This is a genomic window from Pseudomonas sp. FG98, from assembly GCF_057808595.1.
The window spans coordinates 22,664-46,769 of the sequence record NZ_JBMDIJ010000035.1; the positions used below are offsets into that span (position 1 = coordinate 22,664).

Annotated in this window: 23 protein-coding genes; 16 read left to right on the top strand and 7 right to left on the bottom strand. The window is 64.1% G+C overall.

The genetic code is table 11. From position 1 onward, the window contains the following. Positions 1–29: 29 nt before the first annotated feature. Positions 30–719, bottom strand: a complete 690-nt coding sequence (locus tag ACODSK_RS19510; RefSeq protein WP_489018355.1) for a hypothetical protein — start codon at positions 717–719, stop codon at positions 30–32. Here ACODSK_RS19510 and ACODSK_RS19515 point away from each other — a divergent pair. The 6 genes from ACODSK_RS19515 (at position 712) to ACODSK_RS19540 (ending at position 8,607) form a co-directional block, all read left to right on the top strand. Further along, positions 712–1,770: a PA0069 family radical SAM protein gene (locus ACODSK_RS19515; RefSeq protein WP_489018357.1), complete on the top strand. Its 1,059-nt coding sequence runs from the start codon at positions 712–714 to the stop codon at positions 1,768–1,770. The genes ACODSK_RS19510 and ACODSK_RS19515 overlap by 8 nt on opposite strands. 245 nt (positions 1,771–2,015) lie before the next feature. After that, positions 2,016–2,738 carry a carbonic anhydrase gene (locus ACODSK_RS19520; RefSeq protein WP_489018358.1) on the top strand — a complete coding sequence of 241 codons (723 nt, stop codon included), beginning with the start codon at positions 2,016–2,018 and terminating at the stop codon, positions 2,736–2,738. Positions 2,739–2,946: 208 nt separating this feature from the next. Then, a complete protein-coding gene (locus ACODSK_RS19525; protein ID WP_489018359.1) occupies positions 2,947–4,479 on the top strand; it encodes a SulP family inorganic anion transporter in 1,533 nt (510 codons plus the stop codon). Between the two features lie 116 nt (positions 4,480–4,595). Beyond that, positions 4,596–5,108, top strand: a complete 513-nt coding sequence (locus ACODSK_RS19530) for a sigma-70 family RNA polymerase sigma factor (RefSeq protein WP_489018360.1) — start codon at positions 4,596–4,598, stop codon at positions 5,106–5,108. A 4-nt stretch (positions 5,109–5,112) separates the two neighbouring features. Further along, a complete protein-coding gene (locus ACODSK_RS19535; RefSeq protein ID WP_489018361.1) occupies positions 5,113–6,081 on the top strand; it encodes a FecR domain-containing protein in 969 nt (322 codons plus the stop codon). Positions 6,082–6,174: 93 nt separating this feature from the next. After that, positions 6,175–8,607 carry a TonB-dependent siderophore receptor gene (locus ACODSK_RS19540; protein ID WP_489018363.1) on the top strand — a complete coding sequence of 811 codons (2,433 nt, stop codon included), beginning with the start codon at positions 6,175–6,177 and terminating at the stop codon, positions 8,605–8,607. 110 nt (positions 8,608–8,717) lie between these two features. Here the strand turns inward: ACODSK_RS19540 and ACODSK_RS19545 are convergent, their stop codons facing one another. After that, entirely contained in the window at positions 8,718–9,371 is a 654-nt protein-coding gene (locus ACODSK_RS19545) for a hypothetical protein (RefSeq protein ID WP_489018365.1), read from the bottom strand. A gap of 368 nt (positions 9,372–9,739) precedes the next feature. Between ACODSK_RS19545 and coxB the strand changes: the two genes are divergently transcribed. The 4 genes from coxB to ACODSK_RS19565 are packed head-to-tail and all read left to right on the top strand — an operon-like array spanning position 9,740 to position 13,964. Beyond that, the gene (gene coxB, locus ACODSK_RS19550) at positions 9,740–10,867 is read left to right on the top strand and encodes a cytochrome c oxidase subunit II (protein ID WP_489018366.1); all 1,128 of its coding nucleotides are present in this window, start codon (positions 9,740–9,742) and stop codon (positions 10,865–10,867) included. A gap of 22 nt (positions 10,868–10,889) precedes the next feature. Further along, positions 10,890–12,482, top strand: a complete 1,593-nt coding sequence (ctaD, locus tag ACODSK_RS19555) for a cytochrome c oxidase subunit I (protein WP_489018368.1) — start codon at positions 10,890–10,892, stop codon at positions 12,480–12,482. Between the two features lie 15 nt (positions 12,483–12,497). Further along, a complete protein-coding gene (locus tag ACODSK_RS19560) occupies positions 12,498–13,067 on the top strand; it encodes a cytochrome c oxidase assembly protein (RefSeq protein ID WP_489018370.1) in 570 nt (189 codons plus the stop codon). A 12-nt stretch (positions 13,068–13,079) separates the two neighbouring features. Then, positions 13,080–13,964, top strand: a complete 885-nt coding sequence (locus tag ACODSK_RS19565) for a cytochrome c oxidase subunit 3 (protein ID WP_489018371.1) — start codon at positions 13,080–13,082, stop codon at positions 13,962–13,964. Between the two features lie 9 nt (positions 13,965–13,973). On the opposite strand, the gene ACODSK_RS19570 is transcribed toward ACODSK_RS19565, so the two are convergent. Then, positions 13,974–14,177 carry a twin transmembrane helix small protein gene (locus ACODSK_RS19570; RefSeq protein WP_489018372.1) on the bottom strand — a complete coding sequence of 68 codons (204 nt, stop codon included), beginning with the start codon at positions 14,175–14,177 and terminating at the stop codon, positions 13,974–13,976. A gap of 60 nt (positions 14,178–14,237) precedes the next feature. On the opposite strand from ACODSK_RS19570, the gene ACODSK_RS19575 reads away from it, so the two are divergent. The 5 genes from ACODSK_RS19575 to ACODSK_RS19595 are packed head-to-tail and all read left to right on the top strand — an operon-like array spanning position 14,238 to position 18,151. After that, on the top strand, positions 14,238–14,987 hold the full coding sequence (locus ACODSK_RS19575; RefSeq protein ID WP_489018373.1) for an SURF1 family protein: 750 nt from the start codon (positions 14,238–14,240) through the stop codon (positions 14,985–14,987). Beyond that, a complete protein-coding gene (locus ACODSK_RS19580) occupies positions 14,953–15,546 on the top strand; it encodes a hypothetical protein (protein ID WP_489018375.1) in 594 nt (197 codons plus the stop codon). Before ACODSK_RS19575 ends, ACODSK_RS19580 begins: the two co-directional genes overlap by 35 nt. A 9-nt stretch (positions 15,547–15,555) precedes the next feature. Beyond that, positions 15,556–16,638: a COX15/CtaA family protein gene (locus tag ACODSK_RS19585; RefSeq protein WP_489018377.1), complete on the top strand. Its 1,083-nt coding sequence runs from the start codon at positions 15,556–15,558 to the stop codon at positions 16,636–16,638. Continuing rightward, a complete protein-coding gene (cyoE, locus tag ACODSK_RS19590) occupies positions 16,623–17,522 on the top strand; it encodes a heme o synthase (RefSeq protein WP_489018378.1) in 900 nt (299 codons plus the stop codon). The genes ACODSK_RS19585 and cyoE overlap by 16 nt, the downstream gene beginning before the upstream one ends. Further along, a complete protein-coding gene (locus ACODSK_RS19595) occupies positions 17,519–18,151 on the top strand; it encodes an SCO family protein (protein WP_489018380.1) in 633 nt (210 codons plus the stop codon). The genes cyoE and ACODSK_RS19595 overlap by 4 nt, the downstream gene beginning before the upstream one ends. A gap of 134 nt (positions 18,152–18,285) precedes the next feature. On the opposite strand, the gene ACODSK_RS19600 is transcribed toward ACODSK_RS19595, so the two are convergent. The 3 genes from ACODSK_RS19600 to ACODSK_RS19610 are packed head-to-tail and all read right to left on the bottom strand — an operon-like array spanning position 18,286 to position 20,793. After that, positions 18,286–19,059, bottom strand: a complete 774-nt coding sequence (locus ACODSK_RS19600) for a MetQ/NlpA family ABC transporter substrate-binding protein (RefSeq protein ID WP_489018382.1) — start codon at positions 19,057–19,059, stop codon at positions 18,286–18,288. Between the two features lie 55 nt (positions 19,060–19,114). Then, positions 19,115–19,786, bottom strand: a complete 672-nt coding sequence (locus tag ACODSK_RS19605; protein ID WP_489018384.1) for a methionine ABC transporter permease — start codon at positions 19,784–19,786, stop codon at positions 19,115–19,117. Then, positions 19,786–20,793, bottom strand: a complete 1,008-nt coding sequence (locus tag ACODSK_RS19610) for a methionine ABC transporter ATP-binding protein (protein ID WP_489018386.1) — start codon at positions 20,791–20,793, stop codon at positions 19,786–19,788. Before ACODSK_RS19610 ends, ACODSK_RS19605 begins: the two co-directional genes overlap by 1 nt. 227 nt (positions 20,794–21,020) lie before the next feature. On the opposite strand from ACODSK_RS19610, the gene katE reads away from it, so the two are divergent. After that, positions 21,021–23,159: a catalase HPII gene (katE, locus tag ACODSK_RS19615; RefSeq protein WP_489018388.1), complete on the top strand. Its 2,139-nt coding sequence runs from the start codon at positions 21,021–21,023 to the stop codon at positions 23,157–23,159. 114 nt (positions 23,160–23,273) lie between these two features. Here katE and ACODSK_RS19620 read toward each other — a convergent pair whose 3' ends face one another. Further along, positions 23,274–23,993 carry a PA5502 family lipoprotein gene (locus ACODSK_RS19620; RefSeq protein ID WP_489018390.1) on the bottom strand — a complete coding sequence of 240 codons (720 nt, stop codon included), beginning with the start codon at positions 23,991–23,993 and terminating at the stop codon, positions 23,274–23,276. Positions 23,994–24,106 lie beyond the last annotated feature (113 nt).

Sequence of the window (24,106 nt, forward strand, 5' to 3'; positions counted from 1 at the left end):
TGATCCACACCGGGCGGCCTGCCAGTTTCTCAAGTGTTCATCCGCCACAAGCTGATATCGCGCAGCGCCACCGGCGTCTCTTCCACTTGAACTCCAAAGCTTCTGTGCAGCGCCTGTCGTGTGCTGTTGTCGATGTTCTGGAAGGACAGGCTCATCGGTGTATTCCCCTCTCCGCGTCGAATGACGAACTTGAAGGCCCATTTGTTCCACTGTTGGTTCGAGAACAGTATCAGCGGAATGATCTGGCCTCCTTCGCTGGTCGGAAAGCTCAGGGTTCCGGCGGATACGGTGCGTTTGTCCACGGGGTTGCCCTGGGCGTCCGTGGCGCGGTGCCAGACACTGATGAAGTACATCCCCGGACCCGCCTCCACGCTTTGCCTGATCGACTGTTCCGCTGGGGCCGAAAGCTGCACCAGGCAGTTCTTGCCTTGTTCATAGGCCACGATGTTGTAGTTGGCCGGATCGTCGACCGCCCAGCCATGCAGATCGCCACTCGCGAAGTCGCCGTTTACCAACAGTTGTTGATCGGTGCTGTTCATCTCAACGATTTCCCTGATGAGAGAAGGAAGGAACGTCGCTTGCGAGCGTCCCTCCTGAGCGTGCTCTGCACAACTGGCAGAAATATCAGGTACGCCGACCGGCTGGCCGGAAAGGGTGGAAGGAGCGGGGAAAGCTGATACTGTATATATAAACAGTATCGAGGCGAGCAGCATGGTCACTCCAACTCCGGTTCGCGGCCGCGGCACCGCGCACAACCCGCACAACCGCTTCGCCCCTAATCGCTCGGTGGCCGAGGACGACGGCTGGTATCAGGAAGTGCCCATGACCCAGGGCACCGAGGTACGCATCGAAACCGCCAAGACCATCATCACCCGCAACAACTCGCCGGACCTGCCCTTCGACCGTTCAATCAACCCCTACCGTGGTTGCGAGCATGGCTGCATCTACTGCTATGCGCGGCCGAGCCATGCCTACTGGGACCTGTCGCCGGGTCTCGACTTCGAAACCAAGCTGATCGCCAAGACCAACGCCGCCGCCGTGCTGGAGCAGCAACTGTCGAAGCCGGGCTATGTCTGCGCGCCGATCAACCTTGGTTCCAACACCGACCCCTACCAACCCATCGAGCGCGAGCAGCAGTTGACCCGGCGCCTGCTGGAGGTGCTGCTGCGCTACCGTCACCCGGTGACCATCGTCACCAAGGGCTCGCTGATCCTGCGTGACCTCGACCTGCTCAGCGAGCTGGCCAAACAGCGCCTGGTGTCGGTGATGATCAGCCTGACCACCCTCGACGACGAGCTCAAGCGCACCCTCGAACCCCGCGCCGCTGCGCCCAAGGCGCGCCTGCGGGCGATCCGGGTGATGCGCGGGGCGGGGATTCCGGTGGGGGTGTTGTGTTCGCCGATGATTCCGATGATCAACGACAGCGAACTGGAGCGCCTGCTCGAAGCCGCCAGCGAGGCAGGCGCATTGAGCGCGGCCTACATGCTGCTGCGCCTGCCGCTGGAAGTGGCGCCGCTGTTCGAGCAGTGGTTGCACGACCACTACCCGCAACGCGCCGCCCATGTTCTCAGCCTGGTTCGCCAGAGCCGTGGCGGCGAGCTGTACGACAGCCGTTTCGGCGCACGGATGCGCGGTGAAGGGGTGTTCGCCGATCTGCTGGCGCAGCGCTTCGACCGGGCCATCCGCCGCTACGGGCTCGATCGCCGGGGTGGCTATGCGCTGGATTGCTCGGCCTTTTGTCCGCCCGGCGGTCAGTTGTCTTTGTTGTAAAAACAATAATGGCCATTGGCGATTAATGCTTTTTTGATATTATGGAGATCCCGCCAAAATCTTCTGGAACGCCCGTTCTAGAGCCTTCTCAATTCAGTTTCAGTTAAGTTTCGACAAGTAGCGTAGGAATTCAGGCAGCCAAAAATGTGATTTGTTGACTACATCTGTAATCCAAGTGACGTAAGCCTGTCTGAATCCAACCCGGTAAAATGGACTTACCTCGAACCTGTCAAAGAGGATGCATCATGTCGAACAAGGAACCCTCTCCGACCGGCCCGGCAGTTACCGAAGCCGAGACTGCCGATGGCGCCCTGAAACACATCGTCGATGGCTTTCTGCGTTTCCATCACGAAGTCTTCCCCGAACAGCAGGAGCTGTTCAAGAAACTGGCCACGGCACAGACGCCACGGGCCATGTTCATTACCTGCGCCGACTCGCGGATCGTTCCCGAACTGATCACCCAGAGCTCCCCTGGCGACCTGTTCGTCACCCGTAACGTGGGTAACGTGGTTCCGCCCTACGGGCAGATGAACGGCGGCGTATCGACGGCGATCGAGTACGCGGTAATGGCGCTGGGCGTGCACCACATCATCATCTGCGGCCACTCCGACTGTGGCGCGATGCGCGCGGTACTCAACCCGCACACCCTGGAGAAGATGCCGACGGTCAAGGCCTGGCTGCGCCACGCCGAAGTGGCCCGCACCGTGGTCGAGGACAACTGCCAGTGCGGCAGCGAGCACGAGAACATGCAGGTCCTGACCCGCGAAAACGTCATCGCCCAACTGCATCACCTGCGCACCCACCCATCGGTGGCTTCGCGCCTGGCGGCTGGCCAGTTGTATATCCACGGCTGGATCTACGACATCGAAACCAGCGAAATCTCCGCCTACGACGCCGCAAGCGACGCCTTCCTGCCGCTGACCCGCGGCGAGCCGATTCCAAGCGCTACCCCGAAAGGCCGTTTCTAAGCCTTTTTCGCGACACCTGAACAACCGCTGACGCAACCCACCACACGGCCGCTTCCCGCGGCCCTGTGGACGGGCGTCGGCTGCCTTTGAAAACGTTTTGATGCCTTGCTGCTGCGTTGGCGGCCTTCGGCTGCCTGCGATTCGGGCAGCGCGCCAACGTCTGCGTGGATGCGGCCGAGGAACGGGCCGGGAAGAACAGGAGAACAGGATGAACATGACGCACTTCAAAGCGGCGCTGCCGCGGGATTTACTGGCTTCGGTGGTGGTGTTCCTGGTGGCGCTGCCGCTGTGCATGGGGATCGCCATCGCTTCCGGCATGCCGCCGGCCAAGGGCCTGATCACCGGCATCGTCGGTGGTCTGCTGGTGGGCTGGCTGGCCGGCTCGCCCTTGCAGGTCAGCGGCCCGGCGGCGGGCCTGGCGGTGCTGGTCTTCGAGCTGGTGCGCCAGCACGGCATGGCCATGCTCGGGCCGATCCTGCTGCTGGCGGGATTGCTGCAATTGCTGGCCGGGCGCTTTCGCCTCGGCTGCTGGTTCCGGGTCACGGCGCCGGCGGTGGTGTACGGCATGCTCGCCGGTATCGGCGTGTTGATCGTGCTGTCCCAGGTGCATGTGATGTTCGACAGTGCACCGCTGCCCTCGGGCCTGGAAAACCTGCTGGGCTTCCCCGCCGTGGTCGGTGAAGCGCTGCCACTGGAGGACGCCGGCAACGGTTGGCAGGCCGGCGCGCTGGGCCTCGGCACCATCGCCGTGATGTGGGCCTGGGAACGCTGGAAGCCGCAGCGCCTGCGCTTCGTGCCCGGTGCCTTGCTGGGTGTGACGGCCATGACCTTGCTGAGCATCGGCCTGGCCTTGCCGGTGAACCGGGTCGAGGTGCCGGCCAACCTGACCGAGGCCATCGACTGGCTCAAGCCTGCCGACCTGATGGCCCTGGCCGACCCGACCCTGCTGGTCGCTGCCTTCGCCCTGGCCTTTATCGCCAGCGCCGAAACCCTGCTCTCGGCGGCGGCGGTGGACCGCATGCACAGCGGCCAGCGCTCGGATTTCGACCGTGAACTCTCGGCGCAAGGCGTCGGCAACATGATCTGCGGCGTGCTCGGTGCCCTGCCGATGACCGGGGTGATCGTGCGCAGCTCGGCCAACGTCCAGGCCGGGGCGAAGACGCGCATGTCGGCGATCTTCCATGGCCTGTGGCTGCTGGCCTTCGTGGTTCTGCTGGGCAGCGTGCTGCAGCAGATTCCGGTGGCGAGCCTGGCCGGCGTGCTGGTGTTCACCGGGGTCAAGCTGGTCGACCTGAAGGCGTTTCGCGGGCTGGGCCGTTATGGGCGCATGCCGATGTTCGTCTACGCCGCGACGGCGCTGGCGATCGTCTTCACCGACCTGCTTACCGGCGTGCTGCTGGGCTTTGCCCTGACTCTGGTGAAGCTGGCGCTGAAGGCGGCGCGGCTGAAGATCAACGTCAGCAGCCTGGCTCGCAAGGGTCATATGGAACTGCGCCTGAGCGGTGCGGCGACCTTCCTCAAGGTGCCGGCGCTGACCCAGGCCCTGGACGGCATTCCGCCGGGCACCACCCTGCATGTGCCACTGGCCAACCTGAGCTACATCGACCATGCCTGCCTTGAGTTGCTGGAGGACTGGGGCCGGGCCAATGCGGCGAATGGCTCGCGCCTGGTGATCGAGTCGCGGCGCTTGAAGCGGCGGGTCGAGGGCCGGGTGCGGACCACGGCGGGACTGGGCGCCTGAGGCGATCCTGACGACCGACGGCACCGACCTGCGCTTCGCGCGGATTGCAGGCGGTGCCATCACTCACCTACTATCAAGAATCAATACCATTTGCATCCTTCCCGCGCGGACCTTCCATGCCTTCCCCTGCCCAGACCCTTTACGTTCGACACTCTCCCTGGCTGCTGCTGTTCCTGCGCCGCCGCCTGGGCAATGGCTGGGATGCCGCGGACCTGTTGCATGACACCTTCCTGCGGGTACTGCGTCGGCCGGTCGAGTTCGACAGCCAGACCGGCGAGCGCTCGTACCTGGCCACCATCGCCAAGGGCCTGTGCATCGATCACTGGCGCCGTGCCCAGTTGGAGAAAGCTTGGCGCGAGAGCCTCGCGGCACAGCCCGAAGCAACCCAGCCGTCTGCCGAGCACACCGCGCTGCTGATCGAAACCCTGGTGGAAGTCGATGCCATGCTGGCGCGCCTGCCGGCCAAGGTGCGCGAGGCGTTTCTCATGGCCCAGGTCGAAGGCATCACCTATGGGGTGATTGCCGAACGGCTGGAGGTCAGCGAGCGCATGGTCAAGAAATACATGGCCCAGGCATTCCTCCATTGCGCCGTGCTCGAAGCCGAGCTCGACGGCTTGCTGGTGGAGTAAGGCGATGCGCGCAGCCCAGGAAAAACTCAGCCATGCCAGCCTCGAACACGCCGCCCAGTGGTACGTGCGCTTGCTCGAAGAAGGCGACCAGCATGGCGTTCGCGAGCAGTGGCAATCCTGGTTCGACCAGCACGCCGAGCACCAGGCGGCCTGGCGCTACATGGAGCGGGTCGGCGAGCGTTTCGCGCCGCTGCGCAGCGAAGGTGAACGCGCTGGCCGGCTGCTGCGCGAGCGCGGCCCGGCACGTCTGGGCCGACGGCAGACGGTGAAGTCGCTGCTGGTGCTGGCGATGGGTTCGATGGCCGGTCTCGGCGGCTGGCAGGTGGCGTCGCGCAATGGCTGGACCGCCGATCTGCACACCGGCACCGGCGAGAACCGCGAAGTCGCCTTGGCCGATGGCAGCACCCTGTGGCTGGGGGCGCAGACGGCGGTCGATACCCGCTTCGATGCGCGCCAGCGCCTGCTCGACCTGCGTTTTGGTGAAGTGCTGCTGCAATCGACGGTGCAGGATCGTCGACCATTGCTCATGGAAACCGGCGCCGGGCTGTTGCAGGTGGCGGCGACGCCGCTGCGCATTGCACTGCGCTATGCCGAAGGCAAGGCGCGGCTCAACGTGTATCAGGGCCAGGTGGAGTTGTTCACCCGCACTGGCACCCGTGCGCTGATCGAGGCTGGCCAGCGCGTCGACTTCACCGCCCTTGCCGTCTCGCCAGCAGCACCGGCCCAGGTTGCCGGTGAGTCCTGGGTACGCAAGCGCCTCAGCGCCGAAGCCATGCCCCTCGCCGATCTGATCGAGGCGCTGGGCCGCTATCGCCCCGGCCATCTTGGCCTGCACCCGCAACTGGCCGGCCTGGCGGTGATGGGCACTTTCCCCCTCGACGACACCGACCACGCCCTGCGTTTGCTGGAAGCGGCGCTGCCGGTGCGGGTCAAGCGCATGACCGACTGGTGGGTGACGGTCGAGCCTGCCTGAAATTTTTTTCGGCGGGCGGTTCCCCTTTTCGCCAGTGGTCCGGTTCAACAGCAGAACCCTCTCATTGACCCCATGAACACAACAGGGACTGCCATGTCGTCGCCCCGCTCCTGCGTGTTGGCCCTCGTGCCGATGACCTTCCTCAGCTTCGCCCCCTTGGCCCTGCTGCCCGCTGCCGTCCAGGCCGCGCAGGCCAGCGCCCGCCTGCAGACCTTCCATGTCGCGGCAGGCAGCTTGAGCAGCGTGCTCAACGATTTCAGCAGCCAGGCCGGGATCTACCTGGCGGGCAGCGACAACCTGGCCGCCGGCAAGCGCAGCGCCGGGCTCGATGGCGAGTACAGCGTCGAGCAGGCGCTGGCGTTGCTACTGACCGGCTCGGGCCTGGTCGCCGTGCCCCAGGGCGCGGGTGGTTATGTGCTGCAGCCGGCGGCGCAAGGCGATGCCATGCAACTGGACGCCACGCTGATCAACAGCCAGGGGCTGGCCAGTGCTAACGGCCAGGACGACAAGGGCTACCGCGCCACCCATTCGGCGGCGGCGAGCAAGACCAGCACCGCGCTGGCCGACACGCCGCGCTCGGTTTCGGTGGTCACCCGCCAGCGCATGGAAGACCAGAAGTCCCAGAGCCTGACCGACGTTCTCGGCTATGTGCCGGGTATCTTCGCCCCGCCGTTCGCTGCCGGTGACGGCCAGGCCGGCGACCTGTTCTTCATTCGCGGTTTCAACGCCACCGACTATGGCTACGGCCTGCTGCGCGATGGCCTGCGGGTCCAGGGCAACCGCTACGACACCACCAGCGAGCCGTACGGCCTGGAGCGTGTCGAGGTGTTCCGCGGGCCGACCTCGATTCTCTACGGCGAAAACGCCCCGGGCGGCGTGGTCAACATGGTCAGCAAGCGCCCCACCGCGCAGTCGCGTGGCGAGGTGCAGCTCAGCTACGGCTCCAACGAACGCCGCCAGTTGGGTATCGACGTGTCCGGGCCGCTGGCGGACAACGCCAATGTGCTCGGCCGTCTGGTGCTGCTCGGACGCAAGTCGGGGACCCAGGTCGATCACCAGCCGGATGACCGGTTGTACATCGCGCCGTCCCTGACCCTGAACCTCGACGAGCGCAACGACCTGACCCTGCTGGCGTCCTACCAGCGCGACCGCACTCTGATGGAGCTGGGCTATCCGGCCGCCGGCACGCTGCTGAACAACCCCAACGGCAAGATCAGCAAGCACGCCCTGCTGGGCAATCCGGACTGGGACAACTTCGAGCGCGAGGTGTGGACCCTGGGCTACGAGTTCCACCATCAGTTCAACGACGACTGGCAGTACCGGCAGAACTCGCGCTACATGCAGTCGCGCATCGACCGCCAGGAAATCTGGCCGGGCAGCCTGAACAACGGCGGTTTCGGCACCACGGTGACCAACACCGCCTATGACCGCTACAACAAGTCGATCGCCTACTCGCTGGACAACCAGGTCGAAGGTCACTTCAACCTCGGTGCCCTGGAGAACACCCTGCTGGTCGGTGCCAGCCTCGATCGCACCTCGTTCAACCAGGACTGGAACGCCGGCTTCGGCGGCACGGTGAATGTGTTCAACCCGGTCTATACCGGTGATCCGGTGACCTCGACGCGGGTTCAGGACGCACTGCTGGAACAGACCATGTACGGCTTCTACAGCCAGATCCAGACGCGCCTGGACAACTGGGTGATGCTCCTCGGCGGGCGCTACGACCGGGTCAACAGCGAGTACCGTAACCGTCGTGGCACCCTCAATGCCGCGGCCGACCTCGACTACTGGGATGGCCAGTTCACCTGGCAGACCGGCCTGATGTACCAGTTCGACAATGGTGTCTCGCCCTACGTCAGTTACTCCACCGCCTACAACCCGACCCAGCAGGTGTCGAGCGCTTCCGGCCCGCTGGATCCGACCCTCAGCGAGCAGTACGAAGTGGGGGTGAAGTTCGAGCCGAGCGGCTGGAACACCCTGATCAGCGCCTCGGTCTACGACCTGCGCAAGAAGGACGACTCGCTGTACGACAGCGCCACCGGCGATTACCGCAATGTCGGCCGCAGTCGGGCCAAGGGCGTCGAGCTGGAGCTGAACAGCGATATCACCGACAACGTCAACGTCACGGCGGCCTACACCTACACCGACTCGAAGGTGACCAAGGATGTGGCCGGATCGTTGCTGGAAGGCCATCAGGTCACCGGCGTGCCGCGCAACCAGGCGTCGGTCTGGGGCACCTACCGCTTCCTCGACGGACAGCTCAAGGGGCTGAAAGTGGGCGCGGGCGTGCGCCATTTCGACAGCACCTTCGCGTACACCAGCCCGTCGCTGTACGGCAAGCTGGATACCGGCGATGTGACTCTGGTGGATGCCACCGTGGGTTATCAGCTGAATGCGCATTGGTCGGCGGAAGTGAATGCGCGCAACCTGTTCGACCAGGAGTACGTGGCCGGTTGCAACAATGCCGGGCGGTGCTATTGGGGGGAGGAGCGGACGCTTCTCGGGACGGTCAGTTACAACTGGTGAAGCCTATCGCTGGCAAGCCAGCTCCCACAGGTCTTGTGTCTGGCCTGGGTCCTGAGGCTGGCCCGGAACCCTGTGGGAGCCGGCTTGCCGGCGATGAGGCCATCAGCCAATCAGGCAGTCTGTTCCTGGCTCAGTTCCAGCCCCACGCCCAGTTGGCGGGACAGGCAAGGCCAGCGTTTCCAGGCAGCTCCGGTGGCGGGGCTGCTGAGTTTCTCGCGATAAATCTCCACCGACTCCAGGGCGAAGCTCTCATCGTCGAGCATGTTGTCCAGCGAGTGATGCACCACCTCGTCGAGCTGGTTGGCGAATTCTTCGCCGATCAGCTGGTGGGCGATCAGGTTGGCAACCGTGGTGTCCAGGGGGATCAGCGGTTGCTGGAAATGCTTGATGTACAGGTCGTTGACTTCTTCCACCAGGCGGTGGGCCAGGTACGCTTCGTCCAGCAGACAGTCCAGGCCGACATGGCCGTCCATGATCTGCGGCGGGCTGATGAAATAGTGCTCGGCGATTTTCAGCACCGGTTTGATCTGCGATTCGATCCCCGCTTCGCGGGCAACGGCATTGGCGGCTTCCAGCAGCTCGGGCACCTGATCGATGTAAGCGTTGACGAAACGATTCAACGCACCCTGGGCATCTTGCTCGGGCAGTTGGATCAGCGGATGAAGGTGTGGCAATTGCACAGCAAGTTGTTGTTTGAGTTGGCCGGTTCGGGCCTCGTGTTCTTGTGCTTTGGTGATCTGCTCGCGCAATGCGGCAATGTTCATGACAACTCCAGGGACAGCCAGTGACAAACGGAAACCACTAAATTAGTCCTATTTTGCTATTCGCTAAGATCCATTTCTCATAAGTCTTATGTCGTTTTACTCGCTTGCGTTATATCAATGTGCCATCAGCCTTATAAGTCAATGTCTTACACGCATTTGCGCTGATCGCTTAGTCGTCTGAAGGCCTTTTCCGCCGCGTCGTTGCGCGCTTTCGACCCCTGTCTATACTCCGGTTTGAGTGAAATCTGGCTGATGAGGCCCGCCTGAAGTGCAGCGGGGGGCCGTCGTCAAAGTCCGCAGTCTTGACGCCGTGCCCCCTGCCGTAGGCCCCGCCTCCGGGATAACAAGAACGATAAGGGGAACCCGCAATGAAGCGACATCCACATGTCTGGATGGGGCTGCTGCTGTGGTCGTTGATCGCTCCGGCGCAGGCCGCCTGGACCGTGAACATGGCCCCGGGGGCGACCGAAGTCAGCAACGCCGTGTTCGACCTGCACATGACCATCTTCTGGATCTGCGTGGTGATCGGCCTCGTGGTATTCGGCGCGATGTTCTGGTCGATGATCGTCCACCGCCGCTCCACCGGCCAGCAGCCGGCGCACTTCCACGAGCACACCTGGGTGGAAATCCTCTGGACCGTGGTGCCCTTCCTGATCCTTGTGGTCATGGCCATCCCGGCGACCAAGACCCTGATCGATATCTACGATGCCAGCGAGTCGGACGTGGATATCCAGGTCACCGGCTACCAGTGGAAATGGCATTACAAGTACCTGGGCCAGGACGTCGAATTCTTCAGCAACCTGGCCACGCCCGCCGAACAGATCCACGGCAAGGCGCCCAAGGACGAGCATTACCTGCTTGAAGTCGACCAGCCGCTGGTGCTGCCGGTGGGCGCCAAGGTGCGCTTCCTGGTCACCGCTGCCGACGTCATCCATTCCTGGTGGGTGCCGGCCTTCGCGGTCAAGCGCGACGCCATCCCCGGCTTCGTCAACGAGGCCTGGACCCGCATCGAGAAACCCGGCATCTACCGCGGCCAGTGCACCGAGCTGTGCGGCAAGGACCACGGCTTCATGCCGGTGGTGGTCGAGGTCAAGTCCAAGGAGGACTACGCGGCCTGGCTCGACGAGCGCAAGGCCGAGGCGGCCAAGCTCAAGGAGCTGACCAGCAAGGAATGGACCCTGCAGGAACTGGTGGAGCGTGGCGACAAGGTCTACCACACCACCTGCGTCGCCTGTCACCAGGCGGAAGGCCAGGGCCTGCCGCCGATGTTCCCGGCGCTGAAGGGCTCGAAGATCGCCACCGGGCCCAAGGAAGATCACCTGAGCATCGTGTTCCACGGCAAGCCTGGCACCGCCATGGCCGCTTTCGGCAAGCAGCTCTCGGAAGTCGACATCGCTGCGGTCGTCACCTATGAACGCAACGCCTGGGGCAACAACAAGGGCGACATGGTCACGCCGAAAGACGTGCTGGCGATCAAACAGGCGGAAAGCAAATGAGCCGGTTTTCAGGAGACAGGACATGAGCACAGTGATCGACGACCACGGTCATGCCGGGCATGACCACGCCCATGGCCCGGCCAAGGGCCTGATGCGCTGGGTACTGACGACCAACCACAAGGACATCGGCTCGATGTACCTGTGGTTCGCCTTCTGCGCCTTCCTGCTGGGCGGCTCGTTCGCCATGGTGATCCGCGCCGAGCTGTTCCAGCCCGGCCTGCAGATCGTCCAGCCGGAATTCTTCAACCAGATGACCACCATGCACGGCCTGGTGATGGTGTTCGGCGCGGTGATGCCGGCCTTCGTCGGCCTGGCCAACTGGATGATCCCGCTGATGATCGGCGCGCCGGACATGGCCCTGCCGCGGATGAACAACTTCAGCTTCTGGCTGCTGCCGGCGGCCTTCGCGCTGTTGGTGTCGACCCTGTTCATGCCCGGTGGGGGGCCGAACTTCGGCTGGACGTTCTATGCGCCGCTATCCACCACCTACGCCCCGGAAAGCGTGACCTTCTTCATCTTCGCCATCCACCTCATGGGCATCAGTTCGATCATGGGGGCGATCAACGTCATCGCCACCATCCTCAACCTGCGCGCCCCCGGCATGACCCTGATGAAGATGCCGCTGTTCGTCTGGACCTGGCTGATCACCGCGTTCCTGCTGATCGCGGTGATGCCGGTGCTGGCCGGGGTGGTGACCATGATGCTGATGGATATCCACTTCGGCACCAGCTTCTTCAGCGCCGCCGGTGGCGGTGACCCGGTGCTGTTCCAGCACGTGTTCTGGTTCTTCGGCCATCCCGAGGTGTACATCATGATCCTGCCCGCCTTCGGTGCGGTCAGCTCGATCATCCCGGCGTTCTCGCGCAAGCCGCTGTTCGGCTACACCTCGATGGTCTACGCCACCGGGGCGATCGCCTTCCTGTCGTTCATCGTCTGGGCCCACCACATGTTCGTGGTCGGCATCCCGGTGGTGGGCGAGCTGTTCTTCATGTACGCCACCATGCTGATCGCCGTGCCCACCGGGGTGAAGGTGTTCAACTGGGTGAGCACCATGTGGGAGGGCTCGCTGACCTTCGAGACGCCGATGCTGTTCGCCGTGGCCTTCGTCATCCTGTTCACCATCGGCGGTTTCTCCGGGTTGATGCTGGCGATCGCTCCGGCGGACTTCCAGTACCACGACACCTATTTCGTGGTCGCCCACTTCCACTATGTGCTGGTGCCCGGGGCGATCTTCGGCATCTTCGCCTCGGCCTACTACTGGTTGCCCAAGTGGACCGGGCACATGTACGACGAAACCCTCGGCAAGCTGCATTTCTGGCTGTCTTTCGTCGGCATGAACCTGGCGTTCTTCCCGATGCACTTCGTCGGCCTGGCCGGCATGCCGCGGCGGATCCCGGACTACAACCTGCAGTTCGCCGATTTCAACATGATCAGCTCCATCGGCGCCTTCATGTTCGGCACCACGCAGTTGCTGTTCCTGTTCATCGTCATCAAGTGCATCCGCGGCGGTACGCCTGCGCCGGCCAAGCCGTGGGATGGCGCCGATGGCCTGGAGTGGACGATTCCGTCGCCTGCGCCGTACCACACCTTCCAGACGCCACCGGAAGTGAAATAAAGGAGGGCCGCGGTGATGAGCGAGGGCATCTCGATCAAGCGCCTGGTCAGCCGCCTGCTGTTGCTGGCGGTGGTGATGTTCGCCTTCGGCTTCGCCCTGGTGCCGATCTACGACGTGATGTGCCGGGCGTTCGGCATCAACGGCAAGACCGGCGGCCAGTACGAGGGGACGCAGGTGGTGGATCCGGCGCGTTCGGTGAAGGTGCAGTTTCTCTCGACCAACGCCATCGACATGGTCTGGGACTTCTATTCCACCGCCGACCAGATCGACGTCAATCCGGGGGCGGTGAACCAGATGATCTTCGTCGCCCACAACCCCACCGACAAACCCATGACCGCCCAGGCCATCCCGAGCATCTCGCCGGCCGAGGCGGCGGCGTACTTCCACAAGACCGAATGCTTCTGCTTCAGCCAGCAGGTGCTGCAGCCGGGTGAGCGCATCGAAATGCCGGTGCGCTTCATCGTCGACCGCGACCTGCCCAAGGATGTGAAACACCTGACCCTTGCCTACACGCTGTTCGATATCACCGCTCGCCAGCCGCCGGTGGCCCATGTGGCTGCCACCAACCCGCAGAGCGCCCGATAAGGAGAACAATTCATGGCCTCTCACGATCACTACTACGTACCGGCGCAAAGCAAGTGGCCGATCATCGCCACCATCGGCATGTTCATCACGGTGTTCGGCCTCGGCACCTGGTTCAACGACCTCAAGGCCGGGCGCGACTCCCACGGGCCGCTGATCTTCTTCGTCGGCGCGCTGTTCCTGGCCTACATGCTGTTCGGCTGGTTCGGCGCGGTGATCAAGGAAAGCCACGCCGGTCTGTACAGCCCGCAGATGGACCGCTCGTTCCGCTGGGGCATGTCGTGGTTCATCTTTTCCGAGGTGATGTTCTTCATCGCCTTCTTCGGTGCGCTGTTCTACGTGCGTCACCTGGCCGGGCCGTGGCTTGGCGGCGAAGGGGCGAAAGGCGTGGCGCACATGCTCTGGCCGAACTTCGAGTTCACCTGGCCGCTGCTGCATACGCCGGATCCGAAGCTGTTCCCGCCGCCCAAGGAAGTGATCGACCCTTGGCACCTGCCGCTGATCAACACCATCCTGCTGGTCAGCTCCAGCGTGACCATCACCATCGCCCACCATGCCCTGCGCAAGGACCATCGCGGCCCGCTGAAATTCTGGCTGGCGCTGACCGTGGCGCTGGGCATCGCCTTCCTCATCCTGCAGGCCTACGAGTACCACGAGGCCTACACCCAGCTGGGGCTGACCCTGGGTTCGGGGATCTACGGCGCGACTTTCTTCATGCTCACCGGCTTCCACGGTGCCCACGTGACCATGGGCACCCTGATTCTCTTTGTGATGCTGATGCGGATTCTGAAGGGCCACTTCAACCCGGAAAAGCACTTCGGCTTCGAGGCGGCCAGCTGGTACTGGCACTTCGTCGATGTGGTCTGGGTCGGGCTGTTTATCTTCGTCTACGTGCTGTAGCGGGAGGGATTACCAGGGCGCGTGGGAGACCAGCTGGCCGCTGAGAAAACCCCAGGTGATCAGGCCCAGGGTCACGGCGGCCAGGCAGACGCGAACGGTCAGGGCCTTGAGCAGGCGGGTGGAGTGCCCGTCGTCCTTGACCAGGAACACCAGGCCGCTGAACAGGCTGGCGATGGTAGCCAGCAACATCACAACGATCGCGGCTTTGAGCATGGCGACATCTCCGGGGGACGTGATGCATTTCAGTATAGCGACAGCCCCCGCGGGGGCCCGATGAGAGCCTTTCGCCCCGGCCTGGTGCCGACCCTGGTGGTGCTGGCGCTGCTGCCGGTGCTGGTCGGCCTGGGGTTCTGGCAGCTCGGCCGAGCCGAGCAGAAGCGCGCGCTGCTCAATGTGTATGCCGAGCGCGAAGTCGAGACGCCGCTGGCGGCCGGGCAATTGCTGGCGGAGCAGGCCGATCCGGCCTATCGCCGTGTCCATCTGCGCGGTCATTTCGACGTCCAGCACAGCCTGCTGCTGGACAGCCGCATGCGCGACGGCCAGGCCGGGGTCGAACTGCTGCAACCCTTCCTCGATGAGCCCAGCGGGCACTGGTGGCTGGTCAATCGCGGCTGGCTGCCGTGGCCGGACCGGCGGGTGCCGGTGAGCTTCGACACGCCTGCGTCCAGCCTGGACCTGATCGCCTGGGTCTATATCGCCCCCGGCGCCAGCTTCCTGTTGCGCGCCGATGCGCCGGATGGCGACTTCCCGCGGCTGCTCAACACGGCCGAACCGGCGCACCTCTGGCAACAACTGGCCCGCGACGGCTACGACCACGAACTGCGCCTGGAACCGGGCCCGGCCAGCTACCGGGTGGACTGGCCGCTGGTGCCCCTCGGCCCGGAAAAACACCTGGGCTACGCCGTGCAATGGTTCGCCCTGGCGACGGCCCTGATCGCGCTTTACCTCTACTTCGGTTGGCATCGACACAATAAAAAGGAGAAAGACCATGGGAGCCACCACAGGTCCACTCGACATGTCTGACGGCAAGGCGCCGCGCGGTCGCGCCAAGGGGCGGCTGCAACTGATCCTGATTCTGCTGGTGGTGATCGGGCCGATGCTGCTCGCCACCGGCATGTACAAGCTGAAGTTCTGGGTGCCGGAGGGGCGCAGCTACCACGGCGAGATGATCGGCGATGGCCGCAGCCTCGCCGATCTTGGCGTGCCGACCGACGGGGAGCGCTGGCAATTGCTGGTCAGCGCGCCGAAGGACTGCGCCGTGGATTGCCAGCAACTGGTGTACCTGGCCCGGCAGATCAATATCGGCCTGGGCCGCGACGCCAGCCGCGCCGGTCATGCGCTGGCCAGTGTCGAGCCGGTGACTGGCGAGTATCTGGCCAGGCTGGAAAGCGAATACCCGCAGCTTCAGCGCTATCCGCTGGACGCCACCCGCTACGGTGCGGTCGCGCCGAATCGCAGCGAGGCGCAGCTGTGGATCGTCGACCCCCACGGCAATCTGGTGCTGCGCTATGACGCGCGGGTCAAGGGCAAGGATGTGCTCAACGACCTGCGCCACCTGCTCAAACTGTCCAATATCGGCTAGGAGCCCGCCATGACCCGTCCCGGATATCGCCTCGCCGTATTCGCCACCGGACTGGCGTTGCTGGTGGTGCTGCTCGGCGCCTACACCCGCCTGACCCACGCCGGCCTCGGCTGCCCCGACTGGCCGGGCTGCTACGGCTTTATCAGCGTGCCCAAGACCGAGGCGCAACTGGCCCATGCCGAGCTGCATTTCCCGGATTCGCCGGTGGAGGCGCACAAGGGCCGCAACGAGATGGTCCACCGCTATTTCGCCGGGACCCTGGGCCTGGTGATCGCCATGCTCGCAGTGCAGGCGCTGCGCCGCCACGGTCGCGACGGGCAGCCCTATCGCCTGCCGCTGCTGGTGTTGGGCGTGGTGTTCATGCAGGCGGCCTTCGGCATGTGGACGGTGACCTTGCAGCTCTGGCCGCAGGTGGTCACGGCCCATCTATTAGGCGGGTTCGCCACCTTGAGCCTGTTGTTTCTGCTGAGCCTGCGATTATCCCGCGCCTATATGCCGCTGCCCGGCCTGCCGCGCCGGGTGCGGCGGCTGGCGGCGGTGGCGCTGATGCTGGTGATCGGGCAGATCGCCCTGGGCGGCTGGGTCAGCGCCAACTATGCGGCGGTGGCCTGCATCGACTTGCCGACCTGCCATGGTGAATGGTGGCCGCAAGCGGACTTCGCCAACGGCTTCCACCTGACCCAGCATATCGGCCCCAACTACCTTGGCGGCCAGCTCGACAGCGAGGCGCGTACCGCCATCCATATCACTCACCGCCTCGGCGCCCTGATCGTGACCTGCGTGCTGCTGGCCCTGGCCTGGCAACTGCACCGGGTCGGCTTGCGACGCCTGGCGAAACTGGTGGTCGCGGCGCTGTTGGTGCAGGTCAGCCTGGGCATCAGCAATGTGCTGTTCCACCTGCCGCTGGCGGTGGCCGTGGCCCATAACGCCGGGGGCGCCGGGTTGTTGCTGACCATGGTCCTGGTCAACTACCGCACCCGCCTGGCCATGCAGCCGCGGGCGCGCCGGGTCAGCATCGGCTGGCGCCTTACCCCGCTGCGCCTGGCCGGTGACGTTCATTATCTGGGAGACAATCCATGGCAGCGCTTCTGAGTCAAAGCCAGGCCCGCGCCGGCTGGCGTGACTACCTGGAACTGACCAAGCCCAAGGTGGTGGTGCTGATGCTGATCACCTCGCTGGTCGGCATGTTCCTCGCCACCCGTGCCGGCGTGCCCTGGACCATCCTGCTGTTCGGCAACCTTGGTATAGGCCTGTGTGCCGGGGCGGCGGCGGCGGTCAACCATGTGGTGGACCGGCGTATCGATGCGCTGATGGCTCGTACCCACAAGCGTCCGCTGGCGGAAGGCCGGGTCGCGCCGGTGCCGGCGCTGCTGTTCGCCCTGCTGCTGGCGCTGCTGGGTATGGCCATGCTGCTGACCTTCACCAACCCCCTCACTGCCTGGCTGACCCTGGCCTCGCTGCTCGGCTACGCGGTGGTCTACACAGGTTTTCTCAAGCGCGCCACGCCGCAGAACATCGTGATCGGCGGCCTGGCCGGTGCGGCGCCGCCGCTGCTGGGCTGGGTCGCGGTCAGCGGTCACCTGAGTGCCGAGCCGTTGCTGCTGGTGCTGATCATCTTCGCCTGGACCCCGCCGCACTTCTGGGCCCTGGCCATCCATCGCAAGGCCGAGTACGCCAAGGCGGATATCCCGATGCTGCCGGTGACCCACGGCGAGCATTACACCAAGGTGCACATCCTGCTCTACACCTGCGTATTGCTTGCGGTGAGCCTGTTGCCGTTTGCCATTCACATGAGTGGGCCGCTCTATCTGGCCTGCGCGGTGCTGCTGGGGCTGCGCTTCCTGCAGTGGGCCTGGGTGTTGTACCGTGGCGTTCGACCGCACGCCGCGATCAAGACCTTCAAGTACTCTGTCTGGTACCTGTTCCTGCTCTTTATCGCCCTGCTCCTGGACCACTACCTGTTGCTGAATCTATGACCCGAACCCAGAAAACCGTCTTTATCCTCGTCGCCCTGGTCGCATTGATTCTCGGGCTTACCATCAACAAGGTGCTCAACGGCCGTGGCCAGGGCAACCCGACCGAGCTGATCGATGCCGGCATCATCCTCCTGCCGCAGAGCCGTGCGGTGCCCGAGCTGGAAATGAACGACGAGAACGGCCAGCCGGTGCGGGTCGATCAGTTGAAGGGCAAGTGGTCGCTGGTGTTCTTCGGCTACACCTTCTGCCCGGACATCTGCCCGACCACCCTCGCGCAATTGCGCCAGGTGAAGAGCGAGCTGCCGAAAGAGGCGGTGGAGCGCATGCAGGTGGTGCTGGTCAGCGTTGACCCGAACCGCGACACGCCGGCGCAGCTCAAGCAGTACCTGGGGTATTTCGACAAGGATTTCCGCGGCCTGACCGGCTCGCTGGAGGCGACCCAGAAACTGGCCAATGCCCTGAGCATTCCGTTCATTCCGGCGGATACCAGCAAACCGGGGTACACCGTGGATCACAGCGGCAACCTGGCCTTGATCGGACCGGATGGGGCTCAGCGGGGGTTTGTGCGGGCGCCGTTCAACAACCAGAAGCTGGTGGCGCAATTGCCGGGGTTGGTGAAGCGGGACTAAGGCGGGGGATTTTGCTTTGCTCTTGAGGGCCTCATCGCCGGCAACGCCGGCTCCCACAGGTATCGAGGACACCCCGGAACCTTGTGGGAGCTGGCATTGCCAGCGATGAGGCCTTCAGCAGCGATAGAGAGCTATCAGAACGCTGGAATCACCGCGCCCTTGTACTTCTCGTTGATGAACTGCTTCACCTCTGGCGAGTGCAGGGCACCGACCAGTTTCTTCAGCGCATCCGAGTCCTTGTTGTCAGGACGGGCGACCAGGATGTTCACGTAAGGCGAATCATCACCTTCGATGAATAGCGCATCTGCCTTCGGGTTCAGCTTGGCTTCGATCGCGTAGTTGGTGTTGATCAGCGCCAGGTCGACCTGGGTCAGCACGCGCGGCAGGGTGGCGGCTTCCAGTTCGCGGATCTTCAGGCCTTTCGGGTTCTCGGCGATGTCCTTCGGCGTCGACAGGATGTTGGCCTTGTCCTTCAGGGTGATCAGGCCGGCCTTCTGCAGCAGCAACAGGGCGCGACCGCCGTTGGTGGCGTCGTTGGGGATGACCACGTTGGCGCCCGACGGGATCTCGGCCAGGGTCTTGAACTTGCTCGAATAGGCGCCCAGTGGCTCCAGGTGCACGCCGGCGATGCTCACCAGGTTGGTGCCCTTGCCCTTGTTGAACTCATCCAGGTACGGCTGGTGCTGGAAGAAGTTGGCGTCCAGGCGCTTCTCGGCAACCTGTACGTTGGGCTGGATGTAGTCGGTGAAGACCTTCACTTTCAGGTCCACGCCTTCCTTGGCCAGGGTCGGCTTGACGAATTCGAGGATCTCCGCGTGCGGCACCGCGGTGGCGGCGACGCTCAGGGTTTCTGCCGCATTGGCAGAGATGGCCGCGAAGGCGGCGACGGCAGCAAGCAGTTTTTTCATTCCATCACTCCTTGAGGGGACCGTCCGGCCCCCGCTGTGTCGGTCACGCCGACCCTTATTTACGGGAAAAATGTACGACCAGTTTGTCGCCGACGCTTTGCAGAACTTGAACCAGGATCAGCAACAGGACCACGGTGACGACCATCACGTCAGTTTGGAAACGCTGGTAGCCGAAGCGGATCGCCAGGTCGCCGAGACCGCCCGCGCCGACCACACCGGCCATGGCGGTGTAGGACACCAGGGTGATGGCGGTGACGGTGATGGCGGCGAAGATGCCCGGACGGGCTTCCGGCAGCAGGGCATTGATGATGATCTGGCGGGTGCTGGCGCCCATCGACTGGGTCGCCTCGATGATGCCGCGGTCCACCTCGCGCAGGGCGGTCTCGACCAGGCGGGCGAAGAACGGCGTGGCACCCACCACCAGCGGCGGAATGGCGCCGGCCACGCCCAGCGAGGTGCCGGTGATCAACACGGTGATCGGGATCATCACGATCAGCAGGATGATGAACGGCAGCGAACGCAGGATGTTGACGATCAGCGACAGCACCGCGTAGATGCCCTTCTGCTCGAACATCTGCCGCGGGCCGAACATGAACAGCAGCACGCCCAGCGGCAGGCCGAGCAGCACGGTGAAGAACAGCGAGCCGAACAGCATGATGAAGGTGTCGCCGGTGGCCAGCCAGATCTCGGACCAGTCGACGTTGGCGAAGAAATTCAGGGCGTCCATCAGCGCAGTACCTCCATATGAACGTCAGCCGCGGCGAAGCGGGCGAAGGCGGCGTCCATGTCGCCGCCGGTGACGGCCAGGGTCAGTTGCCCGTAGGGGGTGTCCTTGATGCGGTCGATGCGACCGGCCAGGATGCTGTAGTCGACGCCCGTCTCGCGGGCCACGGTGCCCAGCAGCGGCGCGTAGGTGGCGTCGCCCTGGAAGGTCAAGCGCACGATGCGGCCTGGGACATGGGCGAAGTCGTCGCGCTGTTCGGCTTCGTCGACCTGTTCGTCTTCCTGGACGAAACGCTTGGTGGTCGGGTGCTTCGGATGCAGGAACACCTCGGCCACCGGCCCTTGCTCGACGATCTGCCCGGCGTCCATCACCGCAACCTGGTCGCAGACCCGGCGGATCACGTCCATTTCATGGGTGATCAGGACGATGGTCAGGTTCAGCTCGCGGTTGATCTCCGCCAGCAGTTGCAGGACCGAGGCAGTGGTCTGCGGGTCGAGGGCGCTGGTGGCCTCGTCGCACAGCAGGATCTTCGGCCGGGTCGACAGGGCGCGGGCGATGCCGACGCGCTGCTTCTGCCCGCCGGACAGTTGCGCCGGGTACTTCTTCGCATGCTCGGACAGGCCGACGCGTTGCAGCAGTTCGGCGACCCGCGCGTCGATTTCCTTGCGCGACAGCTCGCCGGCCAGGGTCAGCGGCAGGCCGACGTTGTCGGCGACGGTCTTGGAGGCGAGCAGGTTGAAGTGCTGGAAGATCATCCCGACCTGCTGGCGGAAGCTGCGCAGCTGGCTGGCGTCGAAGGCGGTGACGTCTTCGCCGTCGACGATGATCTTGCCGCCGCTCGGGGCTTCGAGGCGGTTGATCAGGCGCAGCAGGGTGCTTTTGCCGGCACCGGAGTGGCCGATCAGGCCGAACACCTGGCCGTTGTCGATGCTCAGACTCGTGGGGTGCAGCGCGGGAATGTCCCTACCGGCGACGCGGTAGGTCTTGTGGACTTGTTGGAACTCGATCACGTAGCGAACCTTGTGGGGCGCATGGGAATGGGGTCAGCGGTTAGCCGGTCGCGCATTTTAGCCTGTTCGTTTAGAGGTTCTTAGCATTTATTTCGTAATCGACCAATGCAGCAGGCATAACGCGATCAGTGGTCGCGATCTCCGATTGAACGCCCGCAGCGCCCTCCCAGTCACTAACTCACAAGCCCTCGACGGGCGCCCGTGAAGACTGATGAGGACCGCAGACCATGCCCAGCAAGAAGAACGCGCCCCGGGAAAGCCAGCTCGCCGGGGTCGATACGCCGGATCGTGCCAACACCAATGCCAAGCTGCAAAGCCTGGAGAACGTGCGCAGCGACGCCACCGGCCAGGCCCTGCGCACCAACCAGGGGGTTAAGGTTGCCGACAACCAGAACAGCCTCAAGGCCGGTGCCCGCGGTCCGTCGCTGCTGGAAGACTTCATCATGCGCGAGAAGATCACGCATTTTGACCACGAGCGGATTCCGGAGCGCATCGTCCATGCCCGTGGCTGCGGGGCCCACGGTTACTTCCAGTCCTATGGCAAGCATGCCGAACTGACCAAGGCCGGCTTTCTCCAGGATCCGGAGAAGATCACCCCGGTGTTCGTGCGCTTCTCCACCGTGCAGGGGCCGCGCGGCTCGGGCGATACAGTGCGCGATGTGCGCGGTTTTGCGGTGAAGTTCTTCACCGATGAGGGCAACTTCGACCTGGTCGGTAACAACATGCCGGTGTTCTTCATCCAGGACGCGATCAAGTTTCCCGACTTCGTCCACGCGGTGAAACCCGAGCCGCACAACGAGATCCCCACTGGCGGCAGCGCCCACGATACGTTCTGGGACTTCGTTTCGCTGGTGCCGGAGTCGGCGCATATGGTGATCTGGGCCATGTCCGACCGGGCCATCCCGAAAAGCCTGCGGACCATGGAAGGCTTTGGCGTGCACACCTTCCGCCTGATCAATGCCGAGGGCGTGGCCAGCTTCGTCAAGTTTCACTGGAAGCCCAAGCAGGGCGTGCTATCGCTGCTGTGGGACGAAGCGCAGAAGCTGGCCGGCAAGGACACCGACTACCATCGCCGTGATCTGTGGGACGCCATCGAAACCGGCAACTACCCGGAATGGGAACTGGGCGTGCAGGTCATCCCGGAAGCCGACGAGCACAAGTTCGATTTCGACCTGCTCGATCCGACCAAGCTGATTCCCGAGGAGCTGGTACCGGTCACGCCGCTGGGCAAGATGGTGCTCAACCGTAATCCGGACAACTTCTTTGCCGAGGTCGAGCAGGTGGCTTTCTGTCCCGGGCATATCGTGCCGGGTATCGATTTCACCAACGACCCGCTGCTGCAGGGCCGGCTGTTTTCCTATACCGACACGCAGATCAGCCGCCTGGGCGGGCCGAACTTCCACGAGATCCCGATCAACCGGCCGATCGCGCCGAACCACAGCGGTCAGCGCGACGCCATGCACCGGGTCACCATCGACAAGGGCCGCGCGGCCTACGAGCCCAACTCCATCGATGGCGGCTGGCCGAAGGAAACCCCGCCGGCGGCGCGGGATGGCGGTTTCGAGTCGTACCAGGAGCGTATCGACGCGCACAAGATCCGCCAGCGCAGCGAGTCGTTCGGCGATCATTTTTCCCAGGCACGGCTGTTTTTCCACAGCATGAGCGCCCACGAGCAGGACCATATCGTCAACGCCTACAGCTTCGAGCTGGGTAAGGTCGAGCGCGAGCATATCCGGGTGCGTGAGGTGAACGAGATCCTCGCCAATATCGACCTGGAGCTGGCGGCGAAAGTGGCGGCCAAACTAGGTCTGCCGGCGCCCAAGGCCGGTACTGTCGAGGTGCCGAAGCTGTCGCTCAAGGCTTCGCCAGCGCTGAGCCAGATGAAGCATCCGGGCGAAGGCATCAAGGGGCGCAAGGTGGCGCTGCTGGTGGCGGATGGTGTCGATGCTGGATTACTCGACAAGCTGGTCAAGGCGCTGGAGGCCGAGAGCTTGCAGATCAAGGTGCTTGGCCCCAGCTCGGCGCCGGTGAAGACCTCGGGCGGCAAGACCCTGGCGGTGGACGCGTCGATGGAGGGGCTGTCGTCGGTGGCGTTCGATGCGGTCTGGGTGGCGGGTGGCAAGGGCGTGCTTGAGGCGCTGAAAGCGGATGGCGTGGCGGTGCACTTCGTGCTGGAAGCCTACAAGCATCTCAAGCCGCTGGGTGGTCATGGCGACGCGCAGGGCTGGTTCGACAGCCTGAATCTGAAGGCCGACAGTGGTTTGCTCAGCGGCAATGATGCGAAAGCCATCAAGGCCTTTATCAAGGCTATCGGCAAGCATCGGGTGTGGGAGCGGGAGGCGGCGGCGAAGGTGATTCCGGCCTGATGGTGTAAGTTCGGGCCTCATCGCCGGCAACGCCGGCTCCCACAGGGTTCTGCGGTGTAAGCGATCCTTGTGGGAGCCGGCGTTGCCGGCGATGAGGCCCTCAGCAACACCACATCAGCTATCGGTGCGCTTCGGGGTCAGCACCACCTGCGCCGGCTGGCTGCGGTGGATTTCATGGCGCTGTTGCAGGTCGAAGGACGGGTCGCGCTTGGTTACCCGCTTGCTCAGCAAGGTCGACAACCATGGGTAGTCGGCAGTACGCGGCACCTGGAAGACCACTTCGCACTGGTAATTCACTACGTCGCTGGCGATATCGTCGAGCTGGCGACGCAGCTTGCCGATATCGCGGATATCCAGGGCGATCACCGTGCTCGGCGCAGTGGGGTCGATCAGCCTGGCCTTGGGCTTGGCTTCCGCCGCTTTCAGTGCAGCTTCGGCCCGATCCAGCTCGGCCTTGCGCGCCTGGGCGATGGCGCCGTTGACCCCGCCGGTCAGCGCCGGAGCCTTGGGCATCAGCGCGCGGGCACGGGCCAGGGCGGTGGCTGCAGCGTTCACATCACCCTTTTGCAGGACGATCTGGCTGCGTTGCAGATAGGCCTCGGCCAATTGCCGCTGGTATTGCTCGAGGCGGCTGTCGTCCGGCGCTTGCGCCTGCAACGTGGCCAGCTGGTCCTCGGCGGTGGCCAGTTCATTGCTGGCGATGCTTTGCTGCAATTGCTGCCAGGCATCCGGTGCGGCAGGCACGGCGGGGCTTTCCACCGGCTTGCCTGCACAGGCGGTCAGAATCAGGGAAAACGCGGCAAGGAGCAGATAACGGGAGGCGAACGGCTTCATTCCTACGACTCTCTATTTGCGCGAAAAACGAGCAAGTCTACACCCAGTCCGTGGGCGGGAACATCATTCCTTGGCGGGTGCTCGCTGGATCATGAGGGCGGGCGCCACCGCGC